At 49.7% G+C, this 23,217-nt stretch carries 21 protein-coding genes; 13 read left to right on the forward strand and 8 right to left on the reverse strand.

Translation table 11 applies throughout. The features are described from left to right. The first annotated feature begins 9 nt into the window (after nucleotides 1–9). Nucleotides 10–1,446 carry a hypothetical protein gene (locus AC1RVX_RS12730; protein ID WP_493216957.1) on the forward strand — a complete coding sequence of 479 codons (1,437 nt, stop codon included), beginning with the start codon at nucleotides 10–12 and terminating at the stop codon, nucleotides 1,444–1,446. Nucleotides 1,447–1,454: 8 nt separating this feature from the next. Here the strand turns inward: AC1RVX_RS12730 and AC1RVX_RS12735 are convergent, their stop codons facing one another. Further along, nucleotides 1,455–1,589 (reverse strand): hypothetical protein, encoded by a 135-nt coding sequence (locus AC1RVX_RS12735; RefSeq protein ID WP_493216958.1) that lies wholly within the window; start codon nucleotides 1,587–1,589, stop codon nucleotides 1,455–1,457. Nucleotides 1,590–1,718: 129 nt separating this feature from the next. Beyond that, nucleotides 1,719–2,534: a phosphate/phosphite/phosphonate ABC transporter substrate-binding protein gene (locus tag AC1RVX_RS12740; protein WP_493216959.1), complete on the reverse strand. Its 816-nt coding sequence runs from the start codon at nucleotides 2,532–2,534 to the stop codon at nucleotides 1,719–1,721. A gap of 193 nt (nucleotides 2,535–2,727) precedes the next feature. Between AC1RVX_RS12740 and AC1RVX_RS12745 the strand changes: the two genes are divergently transcribed. The 3 genes from AC1RVX_RS12745 (at nucleotide 2,728) to AC1RVX_RS12755 (ending at nucleotide 4,535) form a co-directional block, all read left to right on the forward strand. Next, nucleotides 2,728–3,180 (forward strand): DsrE family protein, encoded by a 453-nt coding sequence (locus AC1RVX_RS12745; protein WP_493216960.1) that lies wholly within the window; start codon nucleotides 2,728–2,730, stop codon nucleotides 3,178–3,180. A gap of 81 nt (nucleotides 3,181–3,261) precedes the next feature. Further along, the gene (locus AC1RVX_RS12750) at nucleotides 3,262–3,774 is read left to right on the forward strand and encodes a hypothetical protein (protein WP_493216961.1); all 513 of its coding nucleotides are present in this window, start codon (nucleotides 3,262–3,264) and stop codon (nucleotides 3,772–3,774) included. 350 nt (nucleotides 3,775–4,124) lie between these two features. Then, on the forward strand, nucleotides 4,125–4,535 hold the full coding sequence (locus tag AC1RVX_RS12755) for a hypothetical protein (RefSeq protein WP_493216962.1): 411 nt from the start codon (nucleotides 4,125–4,127) through the stop codon (nucleotides 4,533–4,535). A 247-nt stretch (nucleotides 4,536–4,782) separates the two neighbouring features. Here the strand turns inward: AC1RVX_RS12755 and AC1RVX_RS12760 are convergent, their stop codons facing one another. Further along, the gene (locus AC1RVX_RS12760; protein ID WP_493216963.1) at nucleotides 4,783–5,382 is read right to left on the reverse strand and encodes a short chain dehydrogenase; all 600 of its coding nucleotides are present in this window, start codon (nucleotides 5,380–5,382) and stop codon (nucleotides 4,783–4,785) included. Nucleotides 5,383–5,691: 309 nt separating this feature from the next. Here AC1RVX_RS12760 and AC1RVX_RS12765 point away from each other — a divergent pair, with 309 nt between their 5' ends. Further along, on the forward strand, nucleotides 5,692–6,576 hold the full coding sequence (locus AC1RVX_RS12765; protein WP_493216964.1) for a LysR family transcriptional regulator: 885 nt from the start codon (nucleotides 5,692–5,694) through the stop codon (nucleotides 6,574–6,576). 12 nt (nucleotides 6,577–6,588) lie between these two features. Here AC1RVX_RS12765 and AC1RVX_RS12770 read toward each other — a convergent pair whose 3' ends face one another. Continuing rightward, the gene (locus tag AC1RVX_RS12770) at nucleotides 6,589–7,200 is read right to left on the reverse strand and encodes a rhomboid family intramembrane serine protease (protein ID WP_493216965.1); all 612 of its coding nucleotides are present in this window, start codon (nucleotides 7,198–7,200) and stop codon (nucleotides 6,589–6,591) included. Nucleotides 7,201–7,470: 270 nt separating this feature from the next. Between AC1RVX_RS12770 and soxC the strand changes: the two genes are divergently transcribed. The 8 genes from soxC (at nucleotide 7,471) to AC1RVX_RS12810 (ending at nucleotide 16,129) form a co-directional block, all read left to right on the forward strand. Next, complete coding sequence (gene soxC / locus AC1RVX_RS12775; protein ID WP_493216966.1) at nucleotides 7,471–8,835, forward strand: sulfite dehydrogenase; 1,365 nt, start codon at nucleotides 7,471–7,473, stop codon at nucleotides 8,833–8,835. Further along, nucleotides 8,819–9,850 carry a c-type cytochrome gene (locus AC1RVX_RS12780; RefSeq protein WP_493216967.1) on the forward strand — a complete coding sequence of 344 codons (1,032 nt, stop codon included), beginning with the start codon at nucleotides 8,819–8,821 and terminating at the stop codon, nucleotides 9,848–9,850. The genes soxC and AC1RVX_RS12780 overlap by 17 nt, the downstream gene beginning before the upstream one ends. 120 nt (nucleotides 9,851–9,970) lie before the next feature. Further along, the gene (gene soxY / locus AC1RVX_RS12785) at nucleotides 9,971–10,459 is read left to right on the forward strand and encodes a thiosulfate oxidation carrier protein SoxY (protein ID WP_493216968.1); all 489 of its coding nucleotides are present in this window, start codon (nucleotides 9,971–9,973) and stop codon (nucleotides 10,457–10,459) included. 370 nt (nucleotides 10,460–10,829) lie between these two features. Further along, complete coding sequence (gene soxZ / locus AC1RVX_RS12790; RefSeq protein WP_493216969.1) at nucleotides 10,830–11,141, forward strand: thiosulfate oxidation carrier complex protein SoxZ; 312 nt, start codon at nucleotides 10,830–10,832, stop codon at nucleotides 11,139–11,141. A gap of 12 nt (nucleotides 11,142–11,153) precedes the next feature. Then, entirely contained in the window at nucleotides 11,154–11,987 is an 834-nt protein-coding gene (gene soxA, locus AC1RVX_RS12795) for a sulfur oxidation c-type cytochrome SoxA (protein WP_493216970.1), read from the forward strand. 17 nt (nucleotides 11,988–12,004) lie between these two features. Further along, nucleotides 12,005–12,628, forward strand: a complete 624-nt coding sequence (gene soxX / locus AC1RVX_RS12800) for a sulfur oxidation c-type cytochrome SoxX (RefSeq protein ID WP_493216971.1) — start codon at nucleotides 12,005–12,007, stop codon at nucleotides 12,626–12,628. Between the two features lie 599 nt (nucleotides 12,629–13,227). Then, nucleotides 13,228–14,940, forward strand: a complete 1,713-nt coding sequence (gene soxB / locus AC1RVX_RS12805; RefSeq protein WP_493217117.1) for a thiosulfohydrolase SoxB — start codon at nucleotides 13,228–13,230, stop codon at nucleotides 14,938–14,940. A 28-nt stretch (nucleotides 14,941–14,968) separates the two neighbouring features. Further along, nucleotides 14,969–16,129, forward strand: a complete 1,161-nt coding sequence (locus tag AC1RVX_RS12810; RefSeq protein ID WP_493216972.1) for a hypothetical protein — start codon at nucleotides 14,969–14,971, stop codon at nucleotides 16,127–16,129. Between the two features lie 75 nt (nucleotides 16,130–16,204). Here AC1RVX_RS12810 and AC1RVX_RS12815 read toward each other — a convergent pair whose 3' ends face one another. The 4 genes from AC1RVX_RS12815 to AC1RVX_RS12830 form a co-directional block, all read right to left on the reverse strand. Next, a complete protein-coding gene (locus tag AC1RVX_RS12815) occupies nucleotides 16,205–17,536 on the reverse strand; it encodes an MFS transporter (protein ID WP_493216973.1) in 1,332 nt (443 codons plus the stop codon). After that, nucleotides 17,533–18,531: a PfkB family carbohydrate kinase gene (locus AC1RVX_RS12820; RefSeq protein WP_493216974.1), complete on the reverse strand. Its 999-nt coding sequence runs from the start codon at nucleotides 18,529–18,531 to the stop codon at nucleotides 17,533–17,535. Before AC1RVX_RS12820 ends, AC1RVX_RS12815 begins: the two co-directional genes overlap by 4 nt. After that, entirely contained in the window at nucleotides 18,528–20,306 is a 1,779-nt protein-coding gene (locus tag AC1RVX_RS12825; RefSeq protein WP_493216975.1) for an alpha-amylase family glycosyl hydrolase, read from the reverse strand. Before AC1RVX_RS12825 ends, AC1RVX_RS12820 begins: the two co-directional genes overlap by 4 nt. A 422-nt stretch (nucleotides 20,307–20,728) precedes the next feature. Next, nucleotides 20,729–23,041 (reverse strand): TonB-dependent receptor domain-containing protein, encoded by a 2,313-nt coding sequence (locus AC1RVX_RS12830; protein WP_493216976.1) that lies wholly within the window; start codon nucleotides 23,039–23,041, stop codon nucleotides 20,729–20,731. Nucleotides 23,042–23,217: the final 176 nt, after the last annotated feature.

Genomic DNA, 23,217 nt, shown 5'->3' on the forward strand with positions numbered 1-23,217 from the left:
AGGTACACCATGAAAGCAATCATTTCCATATGGAAGCAACCGGTCTATGCGCGTATCAACACTGGTGGTTTGAAGATATTGTGGATTTTAATGAGCCTGGTCGCCCTGCTGCCAATGGTGGTTGTGCTATTTATCGGAAGAGAAGATGAGGGTTGGATGCCGATTGTTCTGGCACTTGGTCTTGGCTTGTCCATGGCGCTTGGCTTGTTGCTGACATGTTGGTTTTTGTTGCTGGTCCCCAGTATTGCCATGCAACATACCCCAGCCAATGCACGGCTGGTTCCCCAGCTTAAACGAAATATGTTATATGCATTGGCTGTTCCGGTTTTGCTATTGCCTGCTTTGCTGGCCCTGGCGCTGAATGTAAAATCGCCGGGACATTTCTTTCAAAACTGGATGCTCGGTGTGTTTGTTTTGCTAGTGTATGTTGCGACCATACGCAGCAAATGGGTGATGATTTTTCTGGTTCTTATGAGTCAATTGCCAATGTGGCTGAATGCAAAAGTGACGCTGCCTGATACTGGTATATGGAGTAATCCGGTATTAATGGTAATGGCAGCTTTGGTGATGACCGCTGCAGTATTGCATTGGGTATTTGCGATACACGGTGACCAGCATTTCAAGCAGGAGAAAAATTTTTCCACGCTGCAAAAAGTCATGAATGGCGAAGAAATACAAATGAATCAGTGGTCGATGAATTTCACGAATCTCTATGATTTTCTGTTGCGCCGTCGCATGCAGAAGGTTAGTCGTTTGCCAGAAACAGTGAGTCAGCTGATGTCGTTTTCCATGGGTTCACAGGTATTTTGGCTGACCAGTTTTTTGTCCGTGCTGGTGATGAGTGGCGGTATGTGCATTTACTTCATTTTCTTTCTACGCCATTCCGCCAGGTTCACTGATCAGGATATCAGGCTGGCGTATTTTACGGTGATCCTGTCTTTTATCATGTTACCGTTTATCTTTACATCTGTGGTGCGTACGGCCGTATATCAGCGCAGGGTTGAGCAAGGTTTGCTTTGCCTGGCAGCCAGATTGCCTGACGTGAAACAACAGACTGGTGTGTTGGCAGGTTTCCTGTTGCGACAAACCCTGGGGCTGTGGCTGGTGACGGTGGTAATTGTGGGTTTGACGGTATATTTTTCACCCGCCAGTCCGTTGATGAGAGGAGCAATCTGGATAGCTTGCTTTTGTCTGCTGCCCCTGAGTGTCATGAGCCTTAAAAACTATGCCGTCATGAAATCACGCTATGAATCTGCTTTACTGATGGCATTTGCGATGCCTACGCTGCTGGGGCTGGTACTGATCAGTGTGTACCTAAAATTTCCGCAGTGCCCGGTCTGGTTGATCTGCGCTTGTGTGGCAGTTGGCACCGGTATCGTATTGCGCTGGCGCTGGAATCAGCTCATGCAGGTGGCGGCAGTTTTCCCTGCTGGCAGGGCAGTGTAAGAGCTTCGTTAATAACGTGATGGAAGCAATATCATGCGAGCCTTGATCTGGTGTTGTAGTTTTTTGATCGCAGCCAGTCTGCTGATGCCTTCTGAACCTTTCGGATCAGCAGCATCAGCACGACAGGTTTGTGATCGGGTCACGTACGAGCAATCCATATTGAAGTGCCTGCACCTGAAACTGAGGCAGGAAACCCTGGACTGGTTGCTTTCTTATCTGAATATGAGGGTAGTAAAGCGTTGATTTGAAATTGACTTTTCGCTTAGGTTTTATTACCCCAGCCATTTCAGCAAATCGCGCAGGCTTTGTTCATTGCTCTTGGTATCAAATTCCTTGATGCCTATCTGTTTCAGGATGACTTTGCCGGATTCGGTTTCATCCAGTTGTCCCAGTTCTTTCTTTAATGCCTGAATTTGCGCTGCTGTGAATTTGGCATGTGCAATCAGGGGCTGGTAAGGTTGACTCTGGCTGGTATGGATAACGCGATGGCCAGTTTTTTCCAGGTTCTTGGCGACCCCCGAATAGGAGGCAATACCACCCACATCAGCCAATTGGTTATCCAGGTAGAAAATGACAGCTCCCTGTTCTTTGGCATACTGGATTTTTTCATTTTCCAGCTTGAAGCCATTGTGTACCAGTTCGGCGGAGCAGAACTTCGACATGTAGGAAATTTTTTCGGGTAGCGTGATACGTTTGCCTCTGATGTCATTGATGTTTTTCAATGGCGATGCTTTTGGTACGATCAAAAGGCATTGACCGTCCGGCTTGGAAGTTGAAATCAACTGGTATTTGTAATCACGCACACCGCGTGCAGGATAATCACTGGGGCGGGCTATCACAAAATCCATCTTGCCGGATTTCATGCCTTCTTCCAGTTGGGCAAATTCCCGCGTTACGACAACCACGACTTTTTTACCCAAGGCCTTGCTCATCACCTCTGCCAGACCAGTGTATTTTTCTATCACCTGTGCCGAATCCTGGCCACCAGATGTGCCTTCACTGACATTCAGAGTATAAGTATTTTGCGCATAAGTGCTTGTGGCACCAAACGCTAGCGTACAGGCTGCAATCGAGAAAAGTTTTTTCATGTACATATCCAGATTGTTTTCTTGCGGAAAGACCAACTTTAATCTAGCCAGGGGCGATTATGCAATCATTTTTAACATTCTTTTCAAAAATGAATGTTGTTTTTGGGAAATGTTAATAACAAAATATCACCGTCGATAAACGCATAAATCTGGTATCGTTGTCCGATAAATTGATTTGAAAACAGGAGTAATCATGAGACTGATTTCCTACTATGGGCGTTTGCTGGCAATGGCGCTGCTGCTGAACGGTATGATGCATGCCAGCGCGTTGGCACAGCAAGACGTTAAGACGCAAGCTGTCAAAAAGTCGCGAGTTGTTTTCCAGGTCAGTGATGGTGACAGTAAAAAATGGGATTTGACGCTAAATAATGTCAAAAATGTCATCAAGGATATGGGCAAGGATAATATCGACGTGGAAATCGTCGCTTATGGTCCCGGTATTGATATGTTCAAATTTGAATCTCCTGCTGCCAGCCGCATTGATGAAGTACTGAAAATGGGTGCCCAGGTCATGATCTGTGAAAACACCATGCGTGCACAAAAAATCACCAAGGCAGATATGCTGGATAACCTGGGTTATGTTGAGGCCGGAGTGTCTGAACTGATCAAGCGTCAGCAGCAGGGTTATGCCTATATCAGACCCTGATATGAAGGTGAAGCCGGGAGTTTGGCAGAGCCTTTCGCGGGTGCATTTGGTGACACGTCGTTTTCAACATTGATGGCAAGTATGACCACTCTCAGTCTTGTCAGAAAAATCGCCTCGCTATTACTGTTGGTCTGCTTTGTGCTGCCCCTGTCCAAATGCGAATCTGCGAAAGAGCCTGTGACAGAAAGTTCAGAAAAGCCGGTAACAGCGAAAGCACCCGTTAAAGAAACAAACAAGGATAGCCTCTATGTAGATGGCTATTTGTATCCATACAAAGTTGCACAGCAGGGTTGGAGTCGCATCCTGGAAGGAACAGTTGGTTTTGGCATTCTGGATTTGCTCGAAATTGTCCTGGTCTTCTTTTTGCCCTGTGTTCTATTGTTTGTCCGTGAAAAACCTCAGACCATCATTACTGTCGTCGCCAGTTTATTGGCAAGCTGGCCACTGTTCATATGGGTATTTTTTTGGGGTGGCCCGGAATATGGTGGCATTGTTACGGCCATCTGCTGGCTTGCTTTGCTGCTCGTCAGTCTGATCACCATGTTCCAGTGGTGGTGGCAGCGCAGAAAAAACAGCTTGCACAGTCACAGGTAATGTATGGATACCGATCTTCACTTCCCTGTCACCGGTGTGAGACCGGGCAGCATCAAGTGCTATTGATGCTTGAGAGCGATTTGTGGAGTAATTGTAAGCAAGGCTTACAAGCTTGATTGTTGGCTGATGCGATTTTTCATTGGCCCATGCTCTGCTATATGTGCCACGTTAATTGCATTTTATTGATGAAAGATGCCACACGAAAATCGGGAAATTGTTACATATTTTATATCTGATGGCGGATGTGATTGTTTAGAATGCAAGCCGTTGATTGGCATTTAAGCCATGATCAAGCTTGTTTCCTCAGGATCTTTGAGGCGCATTCTTACCACTTCACTAAGGATAAGTTCATGAAATTTTCAAAACTGGCTGGTATTTTATTGCTATTACCATTGACAGCCTTTGCTGGCAAAGCCGAGCGCGACATGATGAGCAACGAGGTAGAACCTGCTGTTAAAGCAGCGACAGCCAGCTTGAAGACATCTTGTGGTTGCGACGTTAAATTTGATATCAAGGCAGACAGCTTTCAAACGACTGACGATATGTTCAAGATTAAACATTTCGCCACGACGATCAAAGACAATGCTGGTGCCTATTGCGTTGATCCAGCCTCTAAAAAAGCCATCTGCAAGATGAAATCCATCGAATTCAGCAAGGCCAGTTCCACGACACTTAAATTTGCCGGCAGCAAAGTCACCGCGACCACTGATGGCACATCCCAGCCTTCATGGGATATGCTGGCCAAGGAAGTGGACAAGTGACAGTCGTATAGTAAAAGCGGGCAGGGCGGGGCAGAAGTGAGCATCACATGACAAGTCTTTGATGATGCGCCGTCTTTTGTTGCCGTCAGATAGTTGTCCGGTTTCACTGGCCGCATTTTGAGTGGCGTGAAGAAGGCGGCACGACCGGAGTTAGTTTTCCGTGTAGTGCCGCCTTCTTTTGCCAGAGCTTGTTATGTATTCATTGCATCAATTTCTTGATGGCTTGCATATCGGTCGGATAAACGTATCAGCGTACGGTATACAGCTGTCCGGTCTGCGCGCCTTCCACACTCCTGGCATAGGCGAGGCCGACGCGCTTGGCGGATACGGCTTCAAAACCAGAAAAGAAACTGCCCAGTGCGGCAACGGATTCTTCCAGCAAGCCGGGGCTGACAACATTGATGCGCAAGCCGCGTGGCAATTCTATTGCTGCTCCACGAACAAAGCCTTCCAGCGCTCCATTCACCATGGCGGCGCTCGCTCCGTGACGTATAGGGGCTTCGCCAACGACGCCGCTGGTCAGGGTGATGGAACCGCGGTCGTGCAGATAGGCTTGCGCGATTTGTGCGACATTTACCTGGCCCATCAGCTTGCTATTGAGCCCGATATGGAAATGCTGTTCTTCCATTTCAATCAGTGGCGCAAAATGTACATTTCCTGCCGCAACCACCACACCATCAACCTTGCCAGTGCGGGCAAACAAGGCATGTATTTGGGCACTGTCGCTGATGTCCACCTGAATATCGCCACTGGCTTTGCCGACGCGGATGATGTCGTGCCGGGCACCCAGTTCATTGCTGATGGCGCTACCTACTGTGCCGTTGGCACCGATGATGATGAGTTTCATATTAGCTTCCTTTCGGTTTGATGCCCTTAGAACCTGTTCACGATCTTACTGCGCGAGCGTGATCGGTGCTCATGCGCTGCTCAAAATGCTCATGTACCAGAGTACATTCCGCTTTTTGTGCTGCTCTTCACTCCGCTGACGCCCGCTCGCTACAGATCGTGAACAGGTTCTTAGCTGAGGGCAGGATTGAATTGATTTCTACAGGCTTATGCCGTGGAATTAAGTATCTATTTATTTTCAATATAGATAAATATTCAAAAAAAACATATATTACTAACTATTGATTAGTAATATGAGTTTGCATGGATTATGGATAAATTACGCAGCATGGAAGTTTTCGTCGCAGTCGTTGATGCAGGCAGTTTTACGGCGGCCGCAGCACAATGCGATATATCGCCAGTCATGGTGGGCAAGCACATCCAGTTTTTGGAAAGTCTGCTGGCCGCACGCTTGCTGACACGCACCACACGTCGCCAAAGCCTGACAGAACTCGGCTTGCAATATGCCGATCAGTGCAAAGCCATATTGGCACAGATAAGGGAGGCAGAATCCGGTGCTGCCAGATTGCGTGGCGGCGCACGCGGGCTACTGAAAATCACTTCACCAGTTAGCTTTGGCAGTGAAATGCTGGCGCCAGCGCTGGTTGAATACCTTGCGCAATATCCAGAGATGCGTGCTGACCTTGATTTGAATGATCGCTATGTTGACGTAGTGGAAGATGGTTACGATGCAGCGATACGTATAGGGGCATTGGAAGACTCATCTCTGGTTGCGCGTGCTTTGCAGCCATACAAAATGATGATCTGTGCCGCACCTGCTTATTTGAAGCGTAAGGGCAAGCCACGTACTCCAACTGAACTTGTCCATCACGAGTGTCTGGATTTTTTGCACTGGACCAAAAATGTGCGCTGGCGTTTGAATGGAGAATTAAATGACATTCCTGTCAGCCGTTTGCGCTCGAATAATGGCCAGGCATTGAAAAGTGCTGCCGTGGCTGGTTTTGGCATCGTTATGCAATCAGAAATACTGCTTGCCACTGAAGTTGCTGCCGGTCGCCTGGTGCCACTGCTTGAAGATTACTTGCCCACGCCGCGTCCCATGCATTTGTTATATCCACGCGACCGGCAACCGACACCCAAGCTTTCCACATTTATAGAATTCATGCTGGACAGGTTTGGCTTGAATGCAAAATGATTGATTGTCCGATCATGCAGATTCATTTTGTCTGGCAGAACGTCTCAGACTGGGCGATGCAAACAAATAGCCCAAACTGAGCAATAATCCTGTCGCGAAACCGTACAAATGTCCGGCCTTGATACCTCCGATTGCATGTACATCGAGCGCAATTTGTATCGCAACTATCAGGGCAGCAAACAATGTCATTTTGTTCCGTGGCAGCAAAATGAATGCACTCGCGCACAATGCCATCAAAGCCTGCGATGCGCCGTCTGTGACCAGGTTCGGGTAATAACAGACACTTGCAACCTGACCAGCAAGGCCACCAATCAGATAAATGCTCGTCAGTAGCCGCCAACCGCGCAAGCGTTCCAGGGTGCTTGCAAGTATAAAGATGCAGACGGTGTTAAACAGCATATGCAGAAAATGCACATGCAAGAATTGCGACACCAGCAAACGCCACCATTCATGGGTGACAAATAGTTCGCCAGTTGCCGCGCCAAGTTGGGGTAGACGCACGGACTTTTGTGAGGCAAAAAGAGATTGCTTGAAGTAGAAGGCAGAGATGGTCCATCCCATCAGAATCAATACGCTGGTACAAGCAGCTACCGGTGAGGTGCGGAATATATTTTTCTGATTCATCGAGATGAGATGGCAAGCTTATATTGGACTGCAGAATTTACCACGAGTATAGAAACCCGGCGACCTGCCAAGATGTTTGTGCGTTGCACAAAAGAAATTGTTTGCCTTTTTCTTCGTTATTTGATTATATACGCAAATAGTATTATTTGAGCCAGATCAAATTAAGATGTGTAAAACTGTGCTGTAAAAAACGTTTATGCTTGTCATTGACTTGTGCAAACGCTTATTGCACAAAATGAGTGAAGTATTTCATTGGAAAGTTTCAGCTTCATGTCTATCCCTATAAAAAAGTCTGGTCTTTTGCGTCGTGCACCCGAAAACTTTTTGGATGCACCCTTACGCCAGGCTATCAGTGAACATGGTTTGAATGATGAGCGGCGCGGCTTTTTACGCAAGAGTTTTGCTGCTGCCACCGCAGCACTGGCATCTGGTGCTGCACTGGCCAGGCCGGGCACTATGCCTGCTGGTGATGGTGACCCGTTGATACTGAATTTGCAGGAACATGCTAAGTCGCTGGGTAATCCTGTGGTCATGCAAGCTTATGGACAACCATCGAAGTTCGAAGCCAATCTGCAGCGCCGGCAATCACCTGGTTTGACACGGGTGCCGCAGGCTTCGGTTTCATTCGCGCCTCTGCAAGGCTTCTTTGGCATCATCACCCCCAGTGGCTTGCATTTTGAACGCCACCATCAGGGCTGGATAGATATCGACCCGGCCCAACATCGTTTCATGATCAATGGCCTGGTGCGTGAAGCCAAGGTCTACACCATGGATGACCTGATGCGACTGCCATCGGTATCGCGCATGCATTTCATAGAATGCGGTGCAAATAGCGCGACCGAATGGGGCAACGTTGCTGTGCCCACAGTGCAGTACACACATGGCATGCTGAGCTGCTGCGAATTCACTGGCGTGCCTTTGTCGGTCTTGCTGGATGATTGCGGTATAGATCGCAAGAAAGCCAAATTTGTGCTGGCTGAAGGTGGCGATGGTTCTGCCATGACACGTACGATTGATATTGCCCGCGCCATGGATGATGTCATCGTCGCGTATGGCATGAATGGTGAAATGCTGCGTCCGGAAAATGGCTACCCGCTGCGTCTGGTCGTACCCGGCGTGCAGGGTGTGTCCTGGGTCAAATGGCTACGCCGTATTGAAGTCGGCGACCAACCCTGGGCGACCAAGGATGAAGCTGTTCACTATATCGATCTGCAGCCTGACGGCATGCACAGACAATATACCTCAGTACAGGAATGCAAATCCGTCATCACCACACCATCCGGCGGGCAGATGCTGCTGGAAAAGGGTTTTCACAATATCACCGGCCTGGCCTGGTCAGGGCGTGGCAAGGTCAAACGTGTCGATGTTTCTGCCGATGGTGGTCGCAGTTGGCGTACTGCCAGACTGGAAGGCCCAGTGTTGGGAAAATGCCTGACGCGCTTCAATATTGACTGGAACTGGGATGGTGCACCGGCCATCCTGCAATCGCGTGCGATAGATGAAACCGGCTATGTGCAGCCCAGGATCGCGCAGTTGCGAGAAGTACGTGGTACCCGTTCGATTTATCACAACAATGCTATCCAGTCCTGGAAAATTAATGAAGATGGCGAGGTCAGCAATGTACAAGTGGCCTGAGTTGAGCATACTGAGCAAAGTGATGGGCATATTGATGCTGGCAAGTGTCAGCATAGCAGCCAGTGCAGATAATTATTCCGGCATAGGCAGGGCTGCTACATCCAAGGAAGTGGCCGCTTGGGATATTGACGTGCGTCCCGACTTCAAGGGCTTGCCCAAGGGACGTGGCAGCGTTGATCAGGGACAGCAAGTGTGGGACGGTAAATGCGCATCCTGCCATGGCACCTTTGGTGAGTCGAACCAGGTGTTCACCCCCATTGTCGGCGGTACTACCAAGGAAGATGTCAAGAATGGCCGGGTCGCTGCATTAACGGGTAATAGCCAGCCGCAGCGTACTACCCTGATGAAAGTCGCGACCGTTTCGACGCTATGGGATTACATTAATCGTGCCATGCCATGGAATGCTCCCAAGACACTGACAACGGACGAAGTGTATGCGGTAACCGCTTATATACTGAACCTGGGCGGCGTTGTTGCCGATGATTATGTCATGTCAAATGAAAATATCGCTGAGGTACAAAAACGCATGCCAAATCGTCTGGGCATGACTGAGAAGCACGGCTTATGGCAGACTAATGGCAAGCCTGACGTCAACAATACGGCTTGCATGAAAGACTGCGTCAAGGAAGTTAAAATCACTTCTGAATTACCGGTCTTTGCGCGTAGTGCCAATGGTAACCCTGCCGAGCAAAATCGTACTATTGGTGCAGTCCGGGGTATCGACCTGAACAAGGCAACTGCGGTCAAAGTCAGCCAGCCTGCCACCGATGAAGGTTTGAAACTGGTCAAGCAATATGCCTGTGTCGCTTGTCACGGCATCAAGGATAAAATTGTCGGTCCCGGCTTTGCGCAGGTTGCGGAAAAATATAAAGCAGACGCCAGCGCAGAAGCCAGTTTGACCAAAAAAATCAAGGCTGGTGGCAGCGGTGCATGGGGTGCCATTCCCATGCCGCCGCAAACCCAGGTGAAGGATGAAGAAATCAAGACCATGCTGAACTGGATTTTGCATCAATAATTCAATATGGATTTTTGCAGACATGTCATATTGGTGGAACGAATTCGCGTCAGGCATATCGAATAGAGTCAAATCAGTACATTGCATCATCAGGTAAATGCTAAATCTCAGGAGGCAGTAATGAAGCAGGCAATCAAGATCAACGATGACGGTCAGCAACGCCGTGATTTTTTACGCATTTCCACCGTATTCGGACTGGCTTTTGCCGCAGGCTTGCTGAAACCATCGGATGTATTTGCCGCAGAATGGAATAACAAGGTATTCGATGCAAAGAGTTTGCAAGATGCGTTTGCAGCATTGGGGGCAGGTAGTCCGGCTGTCAGCGCTGATGTCATAATTGTCGCGCCTGATATTGCCGAAAACGGTGCGGTGGTACCAGTCAGTGTCAGCAGCAAGGCCGCCAATACGGATTACATCGCGATCCTGATAGAAAAAAACCCGAATGCCATGTCAGCAGCTTTCAATATTCCAGAAGGCACAGAAGCTTCGGTCAGCACCCGCGTCAAGGTAGGCGAAACTTCTAACGTCTATGCGCTGGTGAAGGTTGATGGAAAATGGTTGGTGGCTTCGAAAGAGATTAAGGTTACTCTAGGTGGCTGTGGCGGGTGATGCCTGTAAAAACCCATTTCTCGGGCGCATAGCTGCGTTGCAAATGCTCGCAATACCGACGTATTGCTGCGCTTTGCGCCTTGCTCTGCATCCCGATAAATGAGTTTTTGGAAAATCGACACGGACTGATATCTACGTCACGAAAGTTGCGTAGGTTGGGCTACGATTCACCAGCCCAACACTTGGTGTACCGATCACGTATTCGATTACTGCAGGCCGAGTGTTTGACCAATTAGACGTAACATAGGGTCGCATAACTTAAATATGTATGATTGTCTTCCTCATGCTTTTCTCTGTGTCTCTGTGGTGAGTTTTTTGGTCTTAAATATTTATTTCAAATCAAGTATAGTTAGCAAAAAAGGGAGACATCATGGGCGATCCTATGCGTATTCGGGCAGTGGCTACGGGCGACGTTGTTGAAGTAAAAGTATTGATGCGTCATGATATGGAAACCGGTCAGCGTAAAGACCTGGAAGGCAAGATTGTGCCTGCACATTTCATCAAGACCTTGCAAGCCAAATGGAAGGACAAGTTGGTGCTGGACGCGCAGTTTGGCCCTTCAGTTTCCAAAGATCCTTTTCTGTCCTTCAAGTTCAAGGGGGGCGTCAAGGGGGATAAAGTGTCGGTGACCTGGGTAGATAGCAAGGGTGACCAGCGTACTGATGAAGCAGCGATAAGCTGATAAGGAAATTCCATGTCGCGTATTGTCCTCAAATCATTGTCAGGCGTATCAGTCGGCATCATATTGACGCTTGCTGTCTTGTCATCTGCCCAGGCACAGACTGCTAACCCATCTCCTGCCGATGAAATCGCCAAATACCGGGAAATGCTGGCCGATGGTAATCCGGCAGAATTATGGGAAATGCGAGGACAGGAACTTTGGCAAAAAAAACTCGGCCCGAACCAGCAATCGCTGGAACAATGTGATCTGGGTAAAGGCCCTGGCGTGACCAAGGGCGCTTATGCAGAATTGCCACGTTATTTTAAAGACACTAATAAAGTCATGGATCTTGAGCAGCGTCTTATGTATTGCCGCATGAATTTACAAGGGTTGACACGCGAACAGGCGATGAAGACACCTTTCGGTTCTGCTGGTAATCCTTCTGATATCGAAGCCCTGGTTGCATTTCTGACGGCAGAATCGCGCGGCATGACGTTGGCAATCAGTACTAAACATCCGGCGGAAAAACAGGCCTATGAAATTGGTAAAAAGATTTTTTATTACCGTGCAGGCTCGCATGATTTTGCTTGCGCTTCCTGTCATTCCACCGATGGTCAACGCATACGTCTGCAAGACTTGCCAAATTTGAATAACAAGGAAAATGCCCAGGCGGCGTATTCCACCTGGCCTGCTTATCGCGTTTCGCAGGGTGAAGTCCGCAGCATGCAGCACCGGTTGAATGATTGCTTCCGCCAGCAACGTTTCCCCGTGCCTGACTATGCTTCAGACACGATCACTGCACTGACCATGTTCCTGGCAAAATCTGCCGATGGCGCGGTCATGAATGCACCTGCCTTAAAACGCTAGACGCTGAGGGAACACGCATGAAAAATTTAGGCTTACACCACATCAGTGTTTTGCTAGTCGCAGCTTGTTGTACCGCACAGGTTCTTGCCGCCGAACCTGATTATGCCAAGGCTGCCATGGACATGATGAAGGCTGACTTCAAAACCAAGGGGCCGGCCACCATGGAACGCATGGTGCAGCAAGATGAAGCACAGGCACTATGCAGTGCAAATCCGCAAGGTTTGAAACCCAGGCAGGCAAAAAAACTGGAAAAGGCACAACTGGCTTCTGTTAAATATCCGGCAGATGGTCAGTATATGGGTGACTGGAAGAATGGCGAAAAAATTGCCCAGAATGGCCGTGGCATGCAATCTTCTGATGCCGTAGGGTCAGTGAATGGTGGCAATTGCTATGCCTGCCATCAACTGAGCAAGACTGAGATTTCTTTCGGTAATATCGGGCCGTCACTTTATCAATATGGAAAAACACGTGGCAACAATCCAGAGGTGTTGAAATATACCTGGGGCAAGATTTTTAACGCACAAGCCTATAACGCCTGTTCCAAGATGCCGCGTTTTGGGCATAACGGGGTGTTGACTGAGGCGCAGTTGAAGGATGTCATGGCCTTGTTGTTGGATGTGGAGTCGCCGGTGAATAAGTAAGGGGCTTAGCTTTATTGTTCTGATTTGATTGTCGTCGGAGTAGGTATCTTTTAACGTCACTCTGACCTGAGTTACGTCGCTCCAGCGTAGGCTGGAGTCCACCGGGCTGGCTCTCCAGCGGCGTTCGTTGAAAGCGATTGCTCTCCGTAGACACAAGCCGGGTCTCGGCCCGGCGGCCGAATTCCTTTCTTTGCTTTGCCAAAGAAAGGAATCAAAGAAAGGCGACCGCAGACTTGGTCCCTACGGGAGTGCCCGTTTCTGCACTGCAAAAAATGGGAAGTGTCCGAAACTCGCTACGCTCAAACAACGGACACTTCTTTTTCCATTTTCTGCAGTACAAAAACGGCATCGGTGTAGCAGGGAATTAGGTCGGCCCGCGCAGGGTGCATGCATTCCGCCTGCGTAACGACATCGCCTTGCAAGGCGATGTATCTCCCTTTAGGGACACAAGGCCCAAGCGGATTAACGTCAACAGCAACTTCAAAAGCAATGGCAAGAACAACAGCAACAGCAAGAACAACAGCAACGTCCAGATCCTAAGGTCAAAACCTACATCAAAAGCTACACCACCTAAAACAGAAAGAAAAAACATCATGGGTCTGAATCGTCGTGATTTTTTACAGGTAATGGCCATCGCTGCCGCAGGTGGCATGCAGATTGATGCGCAGGCGGCCCTGGCGAATCCTGCTGCGGATAAATTGTACGATCTGCCGCGCTTTGGCAATGTCCATCTGATGCATTTCACTGACTGTCATGCGCAGTTGCTGCCGCTGTATTTTCGTGAGCCCAGTGTCAATCTGGGGATAGGAGCGGCATTTGGTAAAAGCCCGCATCTGGTGGGCGAGCATTTGCTCAGGCAATTTGGCATTAAAGCGAATACGCCGGAGGCGCATGCGTTTAGCTGTCTGAACTTTGAACAGGCAGCGGCGACCTATGGCAAGGTGGGCGGCTTTGCACATTTGACGACACTGATCAAGCGCATCAAGAGCAACCGGCCTGGAGCGGTATTGCTGGATGGCGGTGATACCTGGCAGGGTTCGGCCACAGCACTGTGGACGCAGGGGCAGGATATGGTGGATGCCTGTTTGCAGATGGGTGTGAATGTCATGACGGCGCACTGGGAAATGACCCTGGGTGACAAGCGCGTCAAACATATCGTCGAGAATGATTTCAAGGGTAAGGTCGATTTTGTCGCGCAAAATATCCAGACTACCGACTTTGGTGACCCTGTATTCGAAGCCTTTGTCATGAAAGAAATGAATGGTGTGCCAGTGGCCATCATCGGCCAGGCCTTCCCGTATACTCCCATCGCCAATCCTCGCTATATGGTGCCGGAATGGAGTTTTGGCATACAGGAAGAGAATATGCAAAAGACCGTTGATACTGCACGTGCCAAGGGGGCGAAAGTTGTCGTGCTTTTGTCGCATAACGGCATGGATGTAGATCTTAAAATGGCTTCACGTGTGCGTGGTATTGATGCCATCCTTGGTGGCCATACCCATGACGGCATGCCTGCACCTGTTATAGTCGATAATCCTGGTGGCAAAACCCTGGTGACCAATGCGGGTAGCAATAGCAAGTTTCTCGGCGTGCTGGATTTTGATGTGAAAGAAGGGCGCATACAGGGCTTCCAGTATCGCCTGTTGCCAGTGTTTGCCAACTTCTTGCCTGCGGATATAGAGATGCAGGCGCTGATACAAAAAGTACGCGCACCCTATGCGGCCAAACTGAGCGAGAAACTGGCGATGACAGAAGGCACGCTGTACCGCCGTGGCAATTTCAACGGCAGCTTCGATCAACTGATCGTCGATGCCCTGATGGAAGTCAAAGGGGCGGAAATCGCCTTCTCCCCCGGCTTCCGCTGGGGGACATCGCTGCTGCCAAACAGTGCCATCACCATGGAACACGTGATGGACCAGACCGCTACGACTTACTCGCATACCACGATGACAGAAATGACAGGTGCCGCCATCAAGACCGTGCTGGAAGATGTAGCCGACAACCTCTTCAATCCAGATCCATATTATCAGCAAGGTGGCGATATGGTGCGCGTTGGTGGCCTGACTTATGCAATAGAGCCGGCAGCCGCCATGGGCAAGCGCATACAGGATATGCGCCTGAATGGTCAGCCACTGGTTGACGGCAAAGTCTATAAGGTGGCCGGCTGGGCGCCTGTGGCTGAAGGTGTCAAAGGGGAACCGGTATGGGATGTGGTTGCCCAGTGGTTGCGCACTCACAAAAAAATCAGCCCACGCAAGCTGAATACACCACGTCTGATAGGTGTTGCTGGCAACCCTGGCATGCTGGGATGACTGGACTGTCGACGTTAAAGGCAATTGCATGATGGAACACTTGCCGGCATTCTTTAATGACCATGAATTGTCTGTCGATGCTGACGAACGTGCAGTTAAACGCGCTTATGCAAAAAGCTTGAAACAGATTGATCAGGAAAGCAACCCGGCTGGTTTTCAGGCTTTGCGTGAATCGTATGAACAAGCACTCGAATGGGCGCGCTTGCGTAGTAAGCTGAAGACCTTTGTTGTGCTAGAAGAACCTGAAACGCGGCTACTACCTGGCTCGGAAATTGAAAGAACAAGGGTAAATACTGATTCGGCCCACGATTCTACCCTCAACGAATTTGTACTTGAGCAGAAAAGTGAATTGCTGGAATTATCTCTCACTGATACGAAACCCAAGGAAGAGAGGCAACAATCCGCTGAGCAAAATACTGATTTGACCCCTCCTTGGATGAAGGGTCAGCTTTCAATTGAAAATCCAGAAGAAGTTGCACAAGTTTTGTTTGATGACCTATTGCGGGAATTGGCGAAATTGGATGATGCAGAAGGAAATGCAGAGAGCTGTCTGTTGCAAATACTCGGGGATGGACATCATATCTCTATATGGTCGCACCATACGTTTGAACGCAGAGTTGCCACCCATGTTGCCGAAGGCTGGCATGCTGGTGATGGAAATCTGTTGGATGCTGCAATAAAATACTTTGCCTGGGATAAAAGAAGAAAGGATTTACTCAATTTCGGTCAAGTGGGGCAAGTGCTGAACAACGCTTTGCTGGAAAGAGAGATGTTTTTGGCTAAAGATAAGAAAACCCGCGACCAGTTCTGGGTGGTCTTACGCAAAGTGCGTGAAGATGGAAATCCCGATGAGAAATTTTTGAAAGCGAATTTTGACTTGTTGGTGCGCATGGTTCAATCTTATCCAGTATGGGTGTACATGGTAACCAGTCGCAAGAATTTGACGCAATGGTATGTCAAAGTCAATTCAAAGCATAGTGACGCCGCAGCAGATTATCTGAAAGAAAATCATAAGATAACTACGACTAATGATGTTAAAGCTCGCTTTGGGGCAATTGCAGGTGTCCTGCTCTTGCTTATCGTGATTTTTATTGCAGGTAAAATTTATCAGAAGAGCCGGATACAGTCGTCGGCTCCACCAGCTTCAAATATCCAGAAAATGATAAAGCTGTCGTTATTTTCTGGATAAATGGAGGTTCTGGAAAAGCCGGATTTTTTCAAGAAATAGACTGTATCTGAAAGAATGGCAAATCAAATCACCCCGTTACGCTTTTGCTATCTTCACCAAACCCACCGCTGCCGCCGCACAAATCAGCAAAACACCAGCCAGTCGTATGACGTTTTCAGGATTACCACCCAGCCAGGCGTGGTAATACAGTGGCAGGGTGAAGATTTGTATGATCATGGGAATGACAATGAACATATTGAAGATACCCATATACACGCCGGTGCGTTCCGCAGGTATGCTGCCCGCCAGCATGATGTAGGGGTTGCCCATGATGCTGGCCCAGGCCAGGCCCACACCCAGCATCGGGATGAACAGCATTGAAGGATTATGTATTGCCGGTATGCTGAACATGCACATGCCGGCCAGTGTCAGGCAAGTTGCATGGCTGATCTTGGGGCCAAAGCGGCGGGTAAATGGTACCAGGGCAAAGGCGGCAATGAAGGCGATGAAGTTATAGAACGCCCCTATCTGTCCATTCAATAATCCCGCTTCCCGAAAGCCGGCAGAACCGGGATCGCTGGTGCCAAATATGGTGCGACCCAGCGACAGCATGATGTACTGCCAGTAGCAAAACATCGCATACCACTGGAACAGTTTGACCAGGGCCAATTGACGCATGGTGGGCGGCATTTCCTTGATGGCCAGGCCTATCTCTGTCAGAGTAGCGCGCCAGCCCACTGGCTGTTTTTTTATTTGTGCCAGTTGATCTGGTGTCAACGGAATTTCTGGCGAGGTTTTCAATGTCCACAAGATGGAGGCAATTGAAAATACGGCACCGATGATAAAGGCAGTAATGACGATGTGGGGGATATGATGGCTGTTCACACTATTGCTGTTCATGCCTGCTACTACCAGTATCGATGGCGTCAGGTAAGCCAGGGTTTGGCCCAGACCGGTGAAGGCGCTTTGTGTCAGGAAGCCTACCGAGTGCTGGCTGGCATCAAGCTTGTCGCTGACAAAGGCGCGGTAAGGTTCCATGGTCACATTGTTGGCCGCATCGAGTATCCACAGCAAACCGGCTGCCATCCACAGTGTAGAACTGAAGGGCATGATTAACAGACCCAGGCTGCAGAGAATGGCACCGACCAGAAAATACGGTGTGCGTCGCCCCCAGCGGCTGAGGGTGCGATCGCTCATGGCACCGATCAGCGGTTGCACCAGCAGGCCGGTAACGGGCCCGGCCAGCCACAAATAGGGCAGGCTGGCTTCATCTGCACCCAGGTAGGCATAGATGGGGCTCATGCTACTTTGTTGCAGGCCAAAGCTGAACTGTATGCCAAAGAAGCCAAAGTTCATATTGATGATTTGCCAGAAAGACAGGCGCGGCTTGCTGGTAGTTTTTTGTGCGGTCGCGGTCGTTGAATTCATTTACCAACTCCGCTGTGGTCGCTAGTTGCAGGTGTCTCTGCATCCCAGCGCTGTTGCCACTGTGAATAAAATTCCAGATCCGTGGCAACCGCCCCACGCACGCCACAAATGGCGGCTGCAAACTCATGCGCGCGCTGCAGGCTGACGGTCAGCGGCCAGTCGCGCTGCAATCCAAGCAAGAAGATGGCAGAGAAAGCATCGCCACCACCAACCGTATCAACGATCTGTACTTTGATGGGTTCTGCCGCACTGCGCAGGTAAAGTCCGGCCTTGTCCATATAAGCATAACCGCGTGCACCCAACGTGATCAGGATAGCTTGCAGGCCAAAGAGTTTGAGCAGTGCTGATGCATGTTCTTGTAATTCGGTGTCACCAACCGCGTGATCGGCGTCTGACTTGACCTTGTTCAGATAAATTTCTGCCAGTATCTGTAATTCTTCTTCATTCAGTTTGAGTATGTCAGCGAACAGCAGTGATTGTTCTATGCTTGCCAGATTGTATTGCATGGCACGCAAATTCAGGTCCAGGTATTTGATGGCTTTGGTTTGTTGCAGCAAGCTGTAAAGCGCGTCGCGCGATGTGGCGTTTCTTTGTGCCAGTGTCCCAAAGTAAAAAATACCCTGATCGTGCAATGGACAATTTTGCTGCATAGTTTGAGCTGCAGCCTGTGAATCGATGTAGTCGTAAGCCTGATTATTCAAAATTTCAAAATGATGTCTGGTCTTGTCGCTGCTATCTTCCTGGGTGACTTTGACACGACCTGTAGGGTGAAGTTTGTCGGTCTGCAAACCTGATGTTGTCAGCTTGAAGCGTTGCATATCGGCGCGTATCAATGCTGCCGTTGGGTCGTCACCCACACTTGAAATCATCAAAGGAGCGCAATCAAAATAGCCCAGCGTACGGGCAACATTGAAAGGCGCACCACCAACGACAGGCTGATCGGGAAAATCATCGATCAGGGTTTCGCCAAAGATGACGATGGGTTTGCTGGTCATGCTTTTGCTCCTGATTCATTCTTCTGTGTCAGCCATAATTGCGCATATGCCGTCAAAGTCACGGTCGTGCCTACATCGAGTCTGTCCAATTGATTCACCCATACCTGTGCGGGAATATCATAGCCTGCCAGCAGTGCATTGATATCGATGCTGACGCTGCTTTCTGAGAAATTTGCCAGATACAGCAAAGGCTGCTCTGCCGAACCACGCATGAAAGCCAGCAAGGCAGGGGATGCAATTGTCAGCAACAGACGTGGAGCTGTTGCTGACAATTGCGGTAATTGCCTGCGTATTTGCAGCATATGGCACAGGGCACCGAATACTGCAGCGGTATGGCTGAGGCTGTCGTGGCGTTGTTGATACAAATTTTCATCCCAAGCTGGCCGATGCAGCCAGCGGCTGTCTTCTGCCTGGGCAGCGATTTGCCGGTAGGCTTCATCGTTCGGCTGTGCCAGTTCATCACCCATATAAATCAAGGGCATACCGCCGAAGCAAAAGCTGAGTCCGTACAATAGTAGCAGGCGTTGCCTGGCCAGATATTTTTCTTCTGTGGTTTGTGCATTGGCAAAACCAGTTAATGCAGATGCCATGCCGACTGTTCCATGTACAGCGTTTGGGTCGCTGGCCTGGAAGCTGGCCCCGCGTGCATAACTATTCTCTGCGCCGGCAAAGAAACGGGATACCCGTGCCAATCGCTGTTGTACATCTTCAGCGTCCAGACTTGCCTCTGGCCGCAACACGTTCCAGCCTATGTCGTCATGGCAGCGTACATAGTTCAGCCAACTGCTTTGTTCCGGAAGCGTTGGTGTGGCGTCAAACACATGACGTATCAGGCTGGTGTTTTGCTCGGACAGGGCGACCCAGGATGCTGCCATCAGGCTGCTATGATAGGCCAGGTGGCATTCCTTGATCGTCTGAGTTCCATCCTTACTCCCTAGGTAGGCAGGCAATTCGGCGGTTTCAACGATGGCTTCTGCTTTCAGCAGGACACCAGGTGCAGCGATATCCACCAGACTGCGCAGGGCTTGCAAAATCTGGTGTGCTTCAGGCTGGTTCATGCATTTTGTGCCTGCACGTTTCCACAAGAATGCAGTTGAATCCAGTCGGAAGGCTTCAACGCCGTGGTTAGCCAGACGTAACAGGGCGGCGGCCATATCGGCAAATACGGCTGGGTTACGATAATTGAGATCCCATTGATAAGGGTAAAAGGTGGTCCACACCCATGCCTGCATGTCGGCTACGTAACTGAAATTGCCAGGCGCAACCTGGGGGAAGACCTGGCCCAGGTTTTTTTCAAACGCATCTGGTTCACTACGATCAGGGTAGTGATAAAAATAATCGCGATAGTTGGCGTCGCCGTTCTTTGCTGCTACCGCCCAAGGATGGTCATCAGCCACATGATTGAGGATAAAGTCAGAGCAAAGGCTGATACCAGCTTTACGCAGTGCGTCGCACAGGTTTTCCAGGTCCTGCATGTTGCCAAAGCGAGGTTCTATGGCATCAAAATCAGCAACTGCAAAACCGCCATCATTTTCGCCGGTGCGGGCTTTTAAAAACGGCAGCAGATGCAGATATTTGACTCCCAGTTCTTGCAGGTGTGGGATGCGTTGCTGCACCCCTTTCAAATCACCGGCAAAGCGGTCGACATAACAGCAATAGCCGAGCATGTTTTCTTTGGTGAACCATTGTTTGTCTTCACTTCTTTGCTGATCCTGTTCCAGCAGGCTGGCAGGGCGTAGCGCGACGCTGTTACCTGCAGTGGAAAGCAGGCTCATCAACCACAGCTCAAACGCCTGTTCATTGTTGAATTGGTTTGCATACAGATGTTGCAGCTTATGGTAAAGGACAGGGAAATGCTGATGAAATCTGCTGCTGACGCGTTCCTGCATGCTGGGAGCAATACATGCGAGCAAGCATGCTAACAATCGGTCTGTATTGAGTGGTACTGACATGGTACAGGCTGGGCCTTAGAAAAACAGGAAATGGAGAAAATGGCTCCCTTTACATGTTAGAGATGTAGAGGGAGCCCAAGTGCTACCAGGGACGTAAACTGTTTGTGGCCTTGCCTAAACTGCTGCGTGGCGCGATTTTGGGTCTGCTGTTTTGCAAGCACGCGGTCGTATTCAGGTACAACTGCGCTTCTTAACCCAAACTTGCGTCGCTCGCTTATGCAAGGCCTCTTTGCATATGCGAAGTGTTAGAAGCTATACTTCAGCGATGCTCTGATACTTCTGCCGTTGATGGATCTTGCTGCGTGACCGTCGCCTTCCACTTCGGTGTAACCTATGTTGTTCGTCAGGTTGTTGATGCTCAGCGACAGTTGGATCTGGTCGTTGATGTTGTAGTTGACGAAGGTGTTCAGGACGTTGAAAGCAGGCAAGATCAACGTGTTGGCATCGTCACCATAAGACTTGCTGGTACCGATCAAACTGGCGCCGATGACCGCATTGCCGAAAGTGTAGGTCGGTGCTATCTGATAGGTGTAGCTAGCCTGGCGACGCGGAGTCTTGCCGATGACAGACTTGTCATTGGCTGCAGTGATACTGGCATTGGTATAAGTCAGGCCGCCAGTCACACGGAAGGCTTCATAGCGATAACTGGATTCAATTTCCACACCTTTGGCATCGTAATTGTTGGCAGTGAACTTTTGTGTTGTTGCCTCAAAATTTGATTCTGCAGTCTTGGCCTGGAACAGGGTGACAAAGCTGCTGAGGTTGCCAGCTTTCCATTTCACGCCTGCTTCAGTTTGCTTGACGATATTGGTGCTGATCGGTGTACTGCCGTCAAGCGGATTGCCAAACATGATGCGGTCAGCATTGAAAGCGATACCTTCGCTGACGCGGGCGAATACAGCAATATCCTTGGTTACGCGATAATTCGCACCAGCGGAATAGGAAGTGTGGTTAACCCCATAATTGATGAACTTGGTATTGGCAGCCAGGTATCTTTGGTTGACGGCCTGGTTAAAGGTACCGCTGGCATCTTGCTTGTCATAACGCAGACTGCCATCCAGGTTCCAGTTACCACTTTCCCAGCCCAGATTGGCGTAGGCGGCATTGGTTTTATATTGCGCGTCGATATTGCGGTTACAGCAGCCGCCAAACACGTCGGTACCTTGTGCCAGCAAGCCGGGAGAGCCAGCGATAGTGCCGTTCGAATTGAGCAGGGCTGGCTTATCACCGCTGGCCTGCATCAGATATTGATTGAAGTTCCATGTCACACCCAGGTTTTGCAGTGACGAATACCAGCCCACGGTGGTAGCGAATTTGCCGCTGCCTGTTTCAAACACCTTGGACAATTTCATATCGTTGACGGTGCTGCCAAGGTCATCAATCGAGGTATTGAATACGGTGGCCGTAAATGCTGCGCCCGAGTATGCCTTACCTGTATTGGGGCCGGTGGCATAAGTCATATTGCTTGCTGCGGTGCCGCTGACACCTGCGTCAGCTGGGAATATAGAAATAAAACGGCCTGTATTGGTGGATTTGCGGAATTTTTCATCTAGCGTCCAGCCATCAGCAATCTTCAAGGATGCTTCCGCACCGAATGCATTGTTGACCACATGCAGGCCGTCATTCACATTGGTCGATATTTTATTATTGTTGCTGTCGAGGACAATGTCGCGCGTCCAGTATGGGGAATAAAAACTGGCAGTGCGTGGGTCTATACCAGGCAATTCAGAGATGTTGCCATTGACGGTACGGACGGGGACCGGCATATTCATCGGGGTCTTGTCATCAAGATGCTTGATGCTCAGACGCAGATAGCCATTATCCAGTTCGTGAGTGATATTTGCACGCAGTTGGCCGCCATCTTCTGCTGTTACTCCAGCTGGGCGGGAGCTGTCACCGTTGCGGTAAAAACCAGCAACAAAGAAGCGTGTCTTGTTCGACAATGCAGCGCCATAATCAAAGTCAAAGCGGGTCTGGCTGAAATCCACACCCTTGCTGATACCTATGCTGCCGCCAGGTTCGCTGCCATTCTTGCTGATAAAGTTGATGATACCGCCTGGTGAATTGGTTGCCATCGTTGATGCTGTACCGCCACGTACCACCTCCAGATGGCTGAGGCTGCCATCGGCACGCAGATACATGTCTGGTGTGACAAAGGCGATGTCGCCAAATTGCAGCAACGGCAAGCCGTCTTCCTGGAATTGCACGTAACGCGCACCACCGGCAGAGATAGGTACGCCACGTACTGTCAGGTTAGCATTGCCTTCTCCACCCGACGATTCAGAACGTACACCGGGAATGGCGCGCAAAATTTCTGCCGCGTTGGTCGGTGACGATTGTGCGATCTGGTCTGCATCCAGGGTACTGATGGAGACGCTGGCCTTCATCTTTGATGTGCCAATCGCTGTGCCCGTCACGATGACGGAATTCAGATTAAGGGAATTTTTTTCCTTGTCCTGTGCAGGTGTTGTATCTTGTGCCCATACGGTATTCATTTGCAGTACTGCCAGGGAAATGACGCTGGCCATACGCGTCATCTTGATGTGTGATGATTTCATTGCTGTCTCCGCTTTCATCATTTTTGTGGGGCGCGTTCAGAGTTACTCTGTACTTGCCATGTCTCGTACCTTAGTGCGTGATCATCAGCACGACGCTGGTTGGCGCAGGGCTGTGTCGTCACAAAAGATCTCCAACAATTTTCGCCGCGCTCTTTGGACGTTCAGGCTGGCATCGG

Source organism: Undibacterium sp. GW821-FHT11B02 (genome assembly GCF_058808955.1).

Bases quoted from the DNA above. Each gene is read 5' to 3' on its own strand.
- AC1RVX_RS12730 (WP_493216957.1), top strand. From the start codon at position 10: ATGAAAGCAATCATTTCCATATGGAAGCAACCGGTCTATGCGCGTATC.
- AC1RVX_RS12765 (WP_493216964.1), top strand. From the start codon at position 5,692: ATGGATAAATTACGCAGCATGGAAGTTTTCGTCGCAGTCGTTGATGCA.
- AC1RVX_RS12780 (WP_493216967.1), top strand. From the start codon at position 8,819: ATGTACAAGTGGCCTGAGTTGAGCATACTGAGCAAAGTGATGGGCATA.
- AC1RVX_RS12830 (WP_493216976.1), bottom strand. From the start codon at position 23,041: ATGAAATCATCACACATCAAGATGACGCGTATGGCCAGCGTCATTTCC.
- soxY (WP_493216968.1), top strand. From the start codon at position 9,971: ATGAAGCAGGCAATCAAGATCAACGATGACGGTCAGCAACGCCGTGAT.
- AC1RVX_RS12745 (WP_493216960.1), top strand. From the start codon at position 2,728: ATGAGACTGATTTCCTACTATGGGCGTTTGCTGGCAATGGCGCTGCTG.
- AC1RVX_RS12815 (WP_493216973.1), bottom strand. From the start codon at position 17,536: ATGAATTCAACGACCGCGACCGCACAAAAAACTACCAGCAAGCCGCGC.
- AC1RVX_RS12760 (WP_493216963.1), bottom strand. From the start codon at position 5,382: ATGAAACTCATCATCATCGGTGCCAACGGCACAGTAGGTAGCGCCATC.
- AC1RVX_RS12740 (WP_493216959.1), bottom strand. From the start codon at position 2,534: ATGAAAAAACTTTTCTCGATTGCAGCCTGTACGCTAGCGTTTGGTGCC.
- soxX (WP_493216971.1), top strand. From the start codon at position 12,005: ATGAAAAATTTAGGCTTACACCACATCAGTGTTTTGCTAGTCGCAGCT.
- soxC (WP_493216966.1), top strand. From the start codon at position 7,471: ATGTCTATCCCTATAAAAAAGTCTGGTCTTTTGCGTCGTGCACCCGAA.
- AC1RVX_RS12810 (WP_493216972.1), top strand. From the start codon at position 14,969: ATGATGGAACACTTGCCGGCATTCTTTAATGACCATGAATTGTCTGTC.
- AC1RVX_RS12825 (WP_493216975.1), bottom strand. From the start codon at position 20,306: ATGAGCCTGCTTTCCACTGCAGGTAACAGCGTCGCGCTACGCCCTGCC.
- soxZ (WP_493216969.1), top strand. From the start codon at position 10,830: ATGGGCGATCCTATGCGTATTCGGGCAGTGGCTACGGGCGACGTTGTT.
- AC1RVX_RS12750 (WP_493216961.1), top strand. From the start codon at position 3,262: ATGACCACTCTCAGTCTTGTCAGAAAAATCGCCTCGCTATTACTGTTG.
- AC1RVX_RS12770 (WP_493216965.1), bottom strand. From the start codon at position 7,200: ATGAATCAGAAAAATATATTCCGCACCTCACCGGTAGCTGCTTGTACC.
- AC1RVX_RS12820 (WP_493216974.1), bottom strand. From the start codon at position 18,531: ATGACCAGCAAACCCATCGTCATCTTTGGCGAAACCCTGATCGATGAT.
- soxA (WP_493216970.1), top strand. From the start codon at position 11,154: ATGTCGCGTATTGTCCTCAAATCATTGTCAGGCGTATCAGTCGGCATC.
- AC1RVX_RS12755 (WP_493216962.1), top strand. From the start codon at position 4,125: ATGAAATTTTCAAAACTGGCTGGTATTTTATTGCTATTACCATTGACA.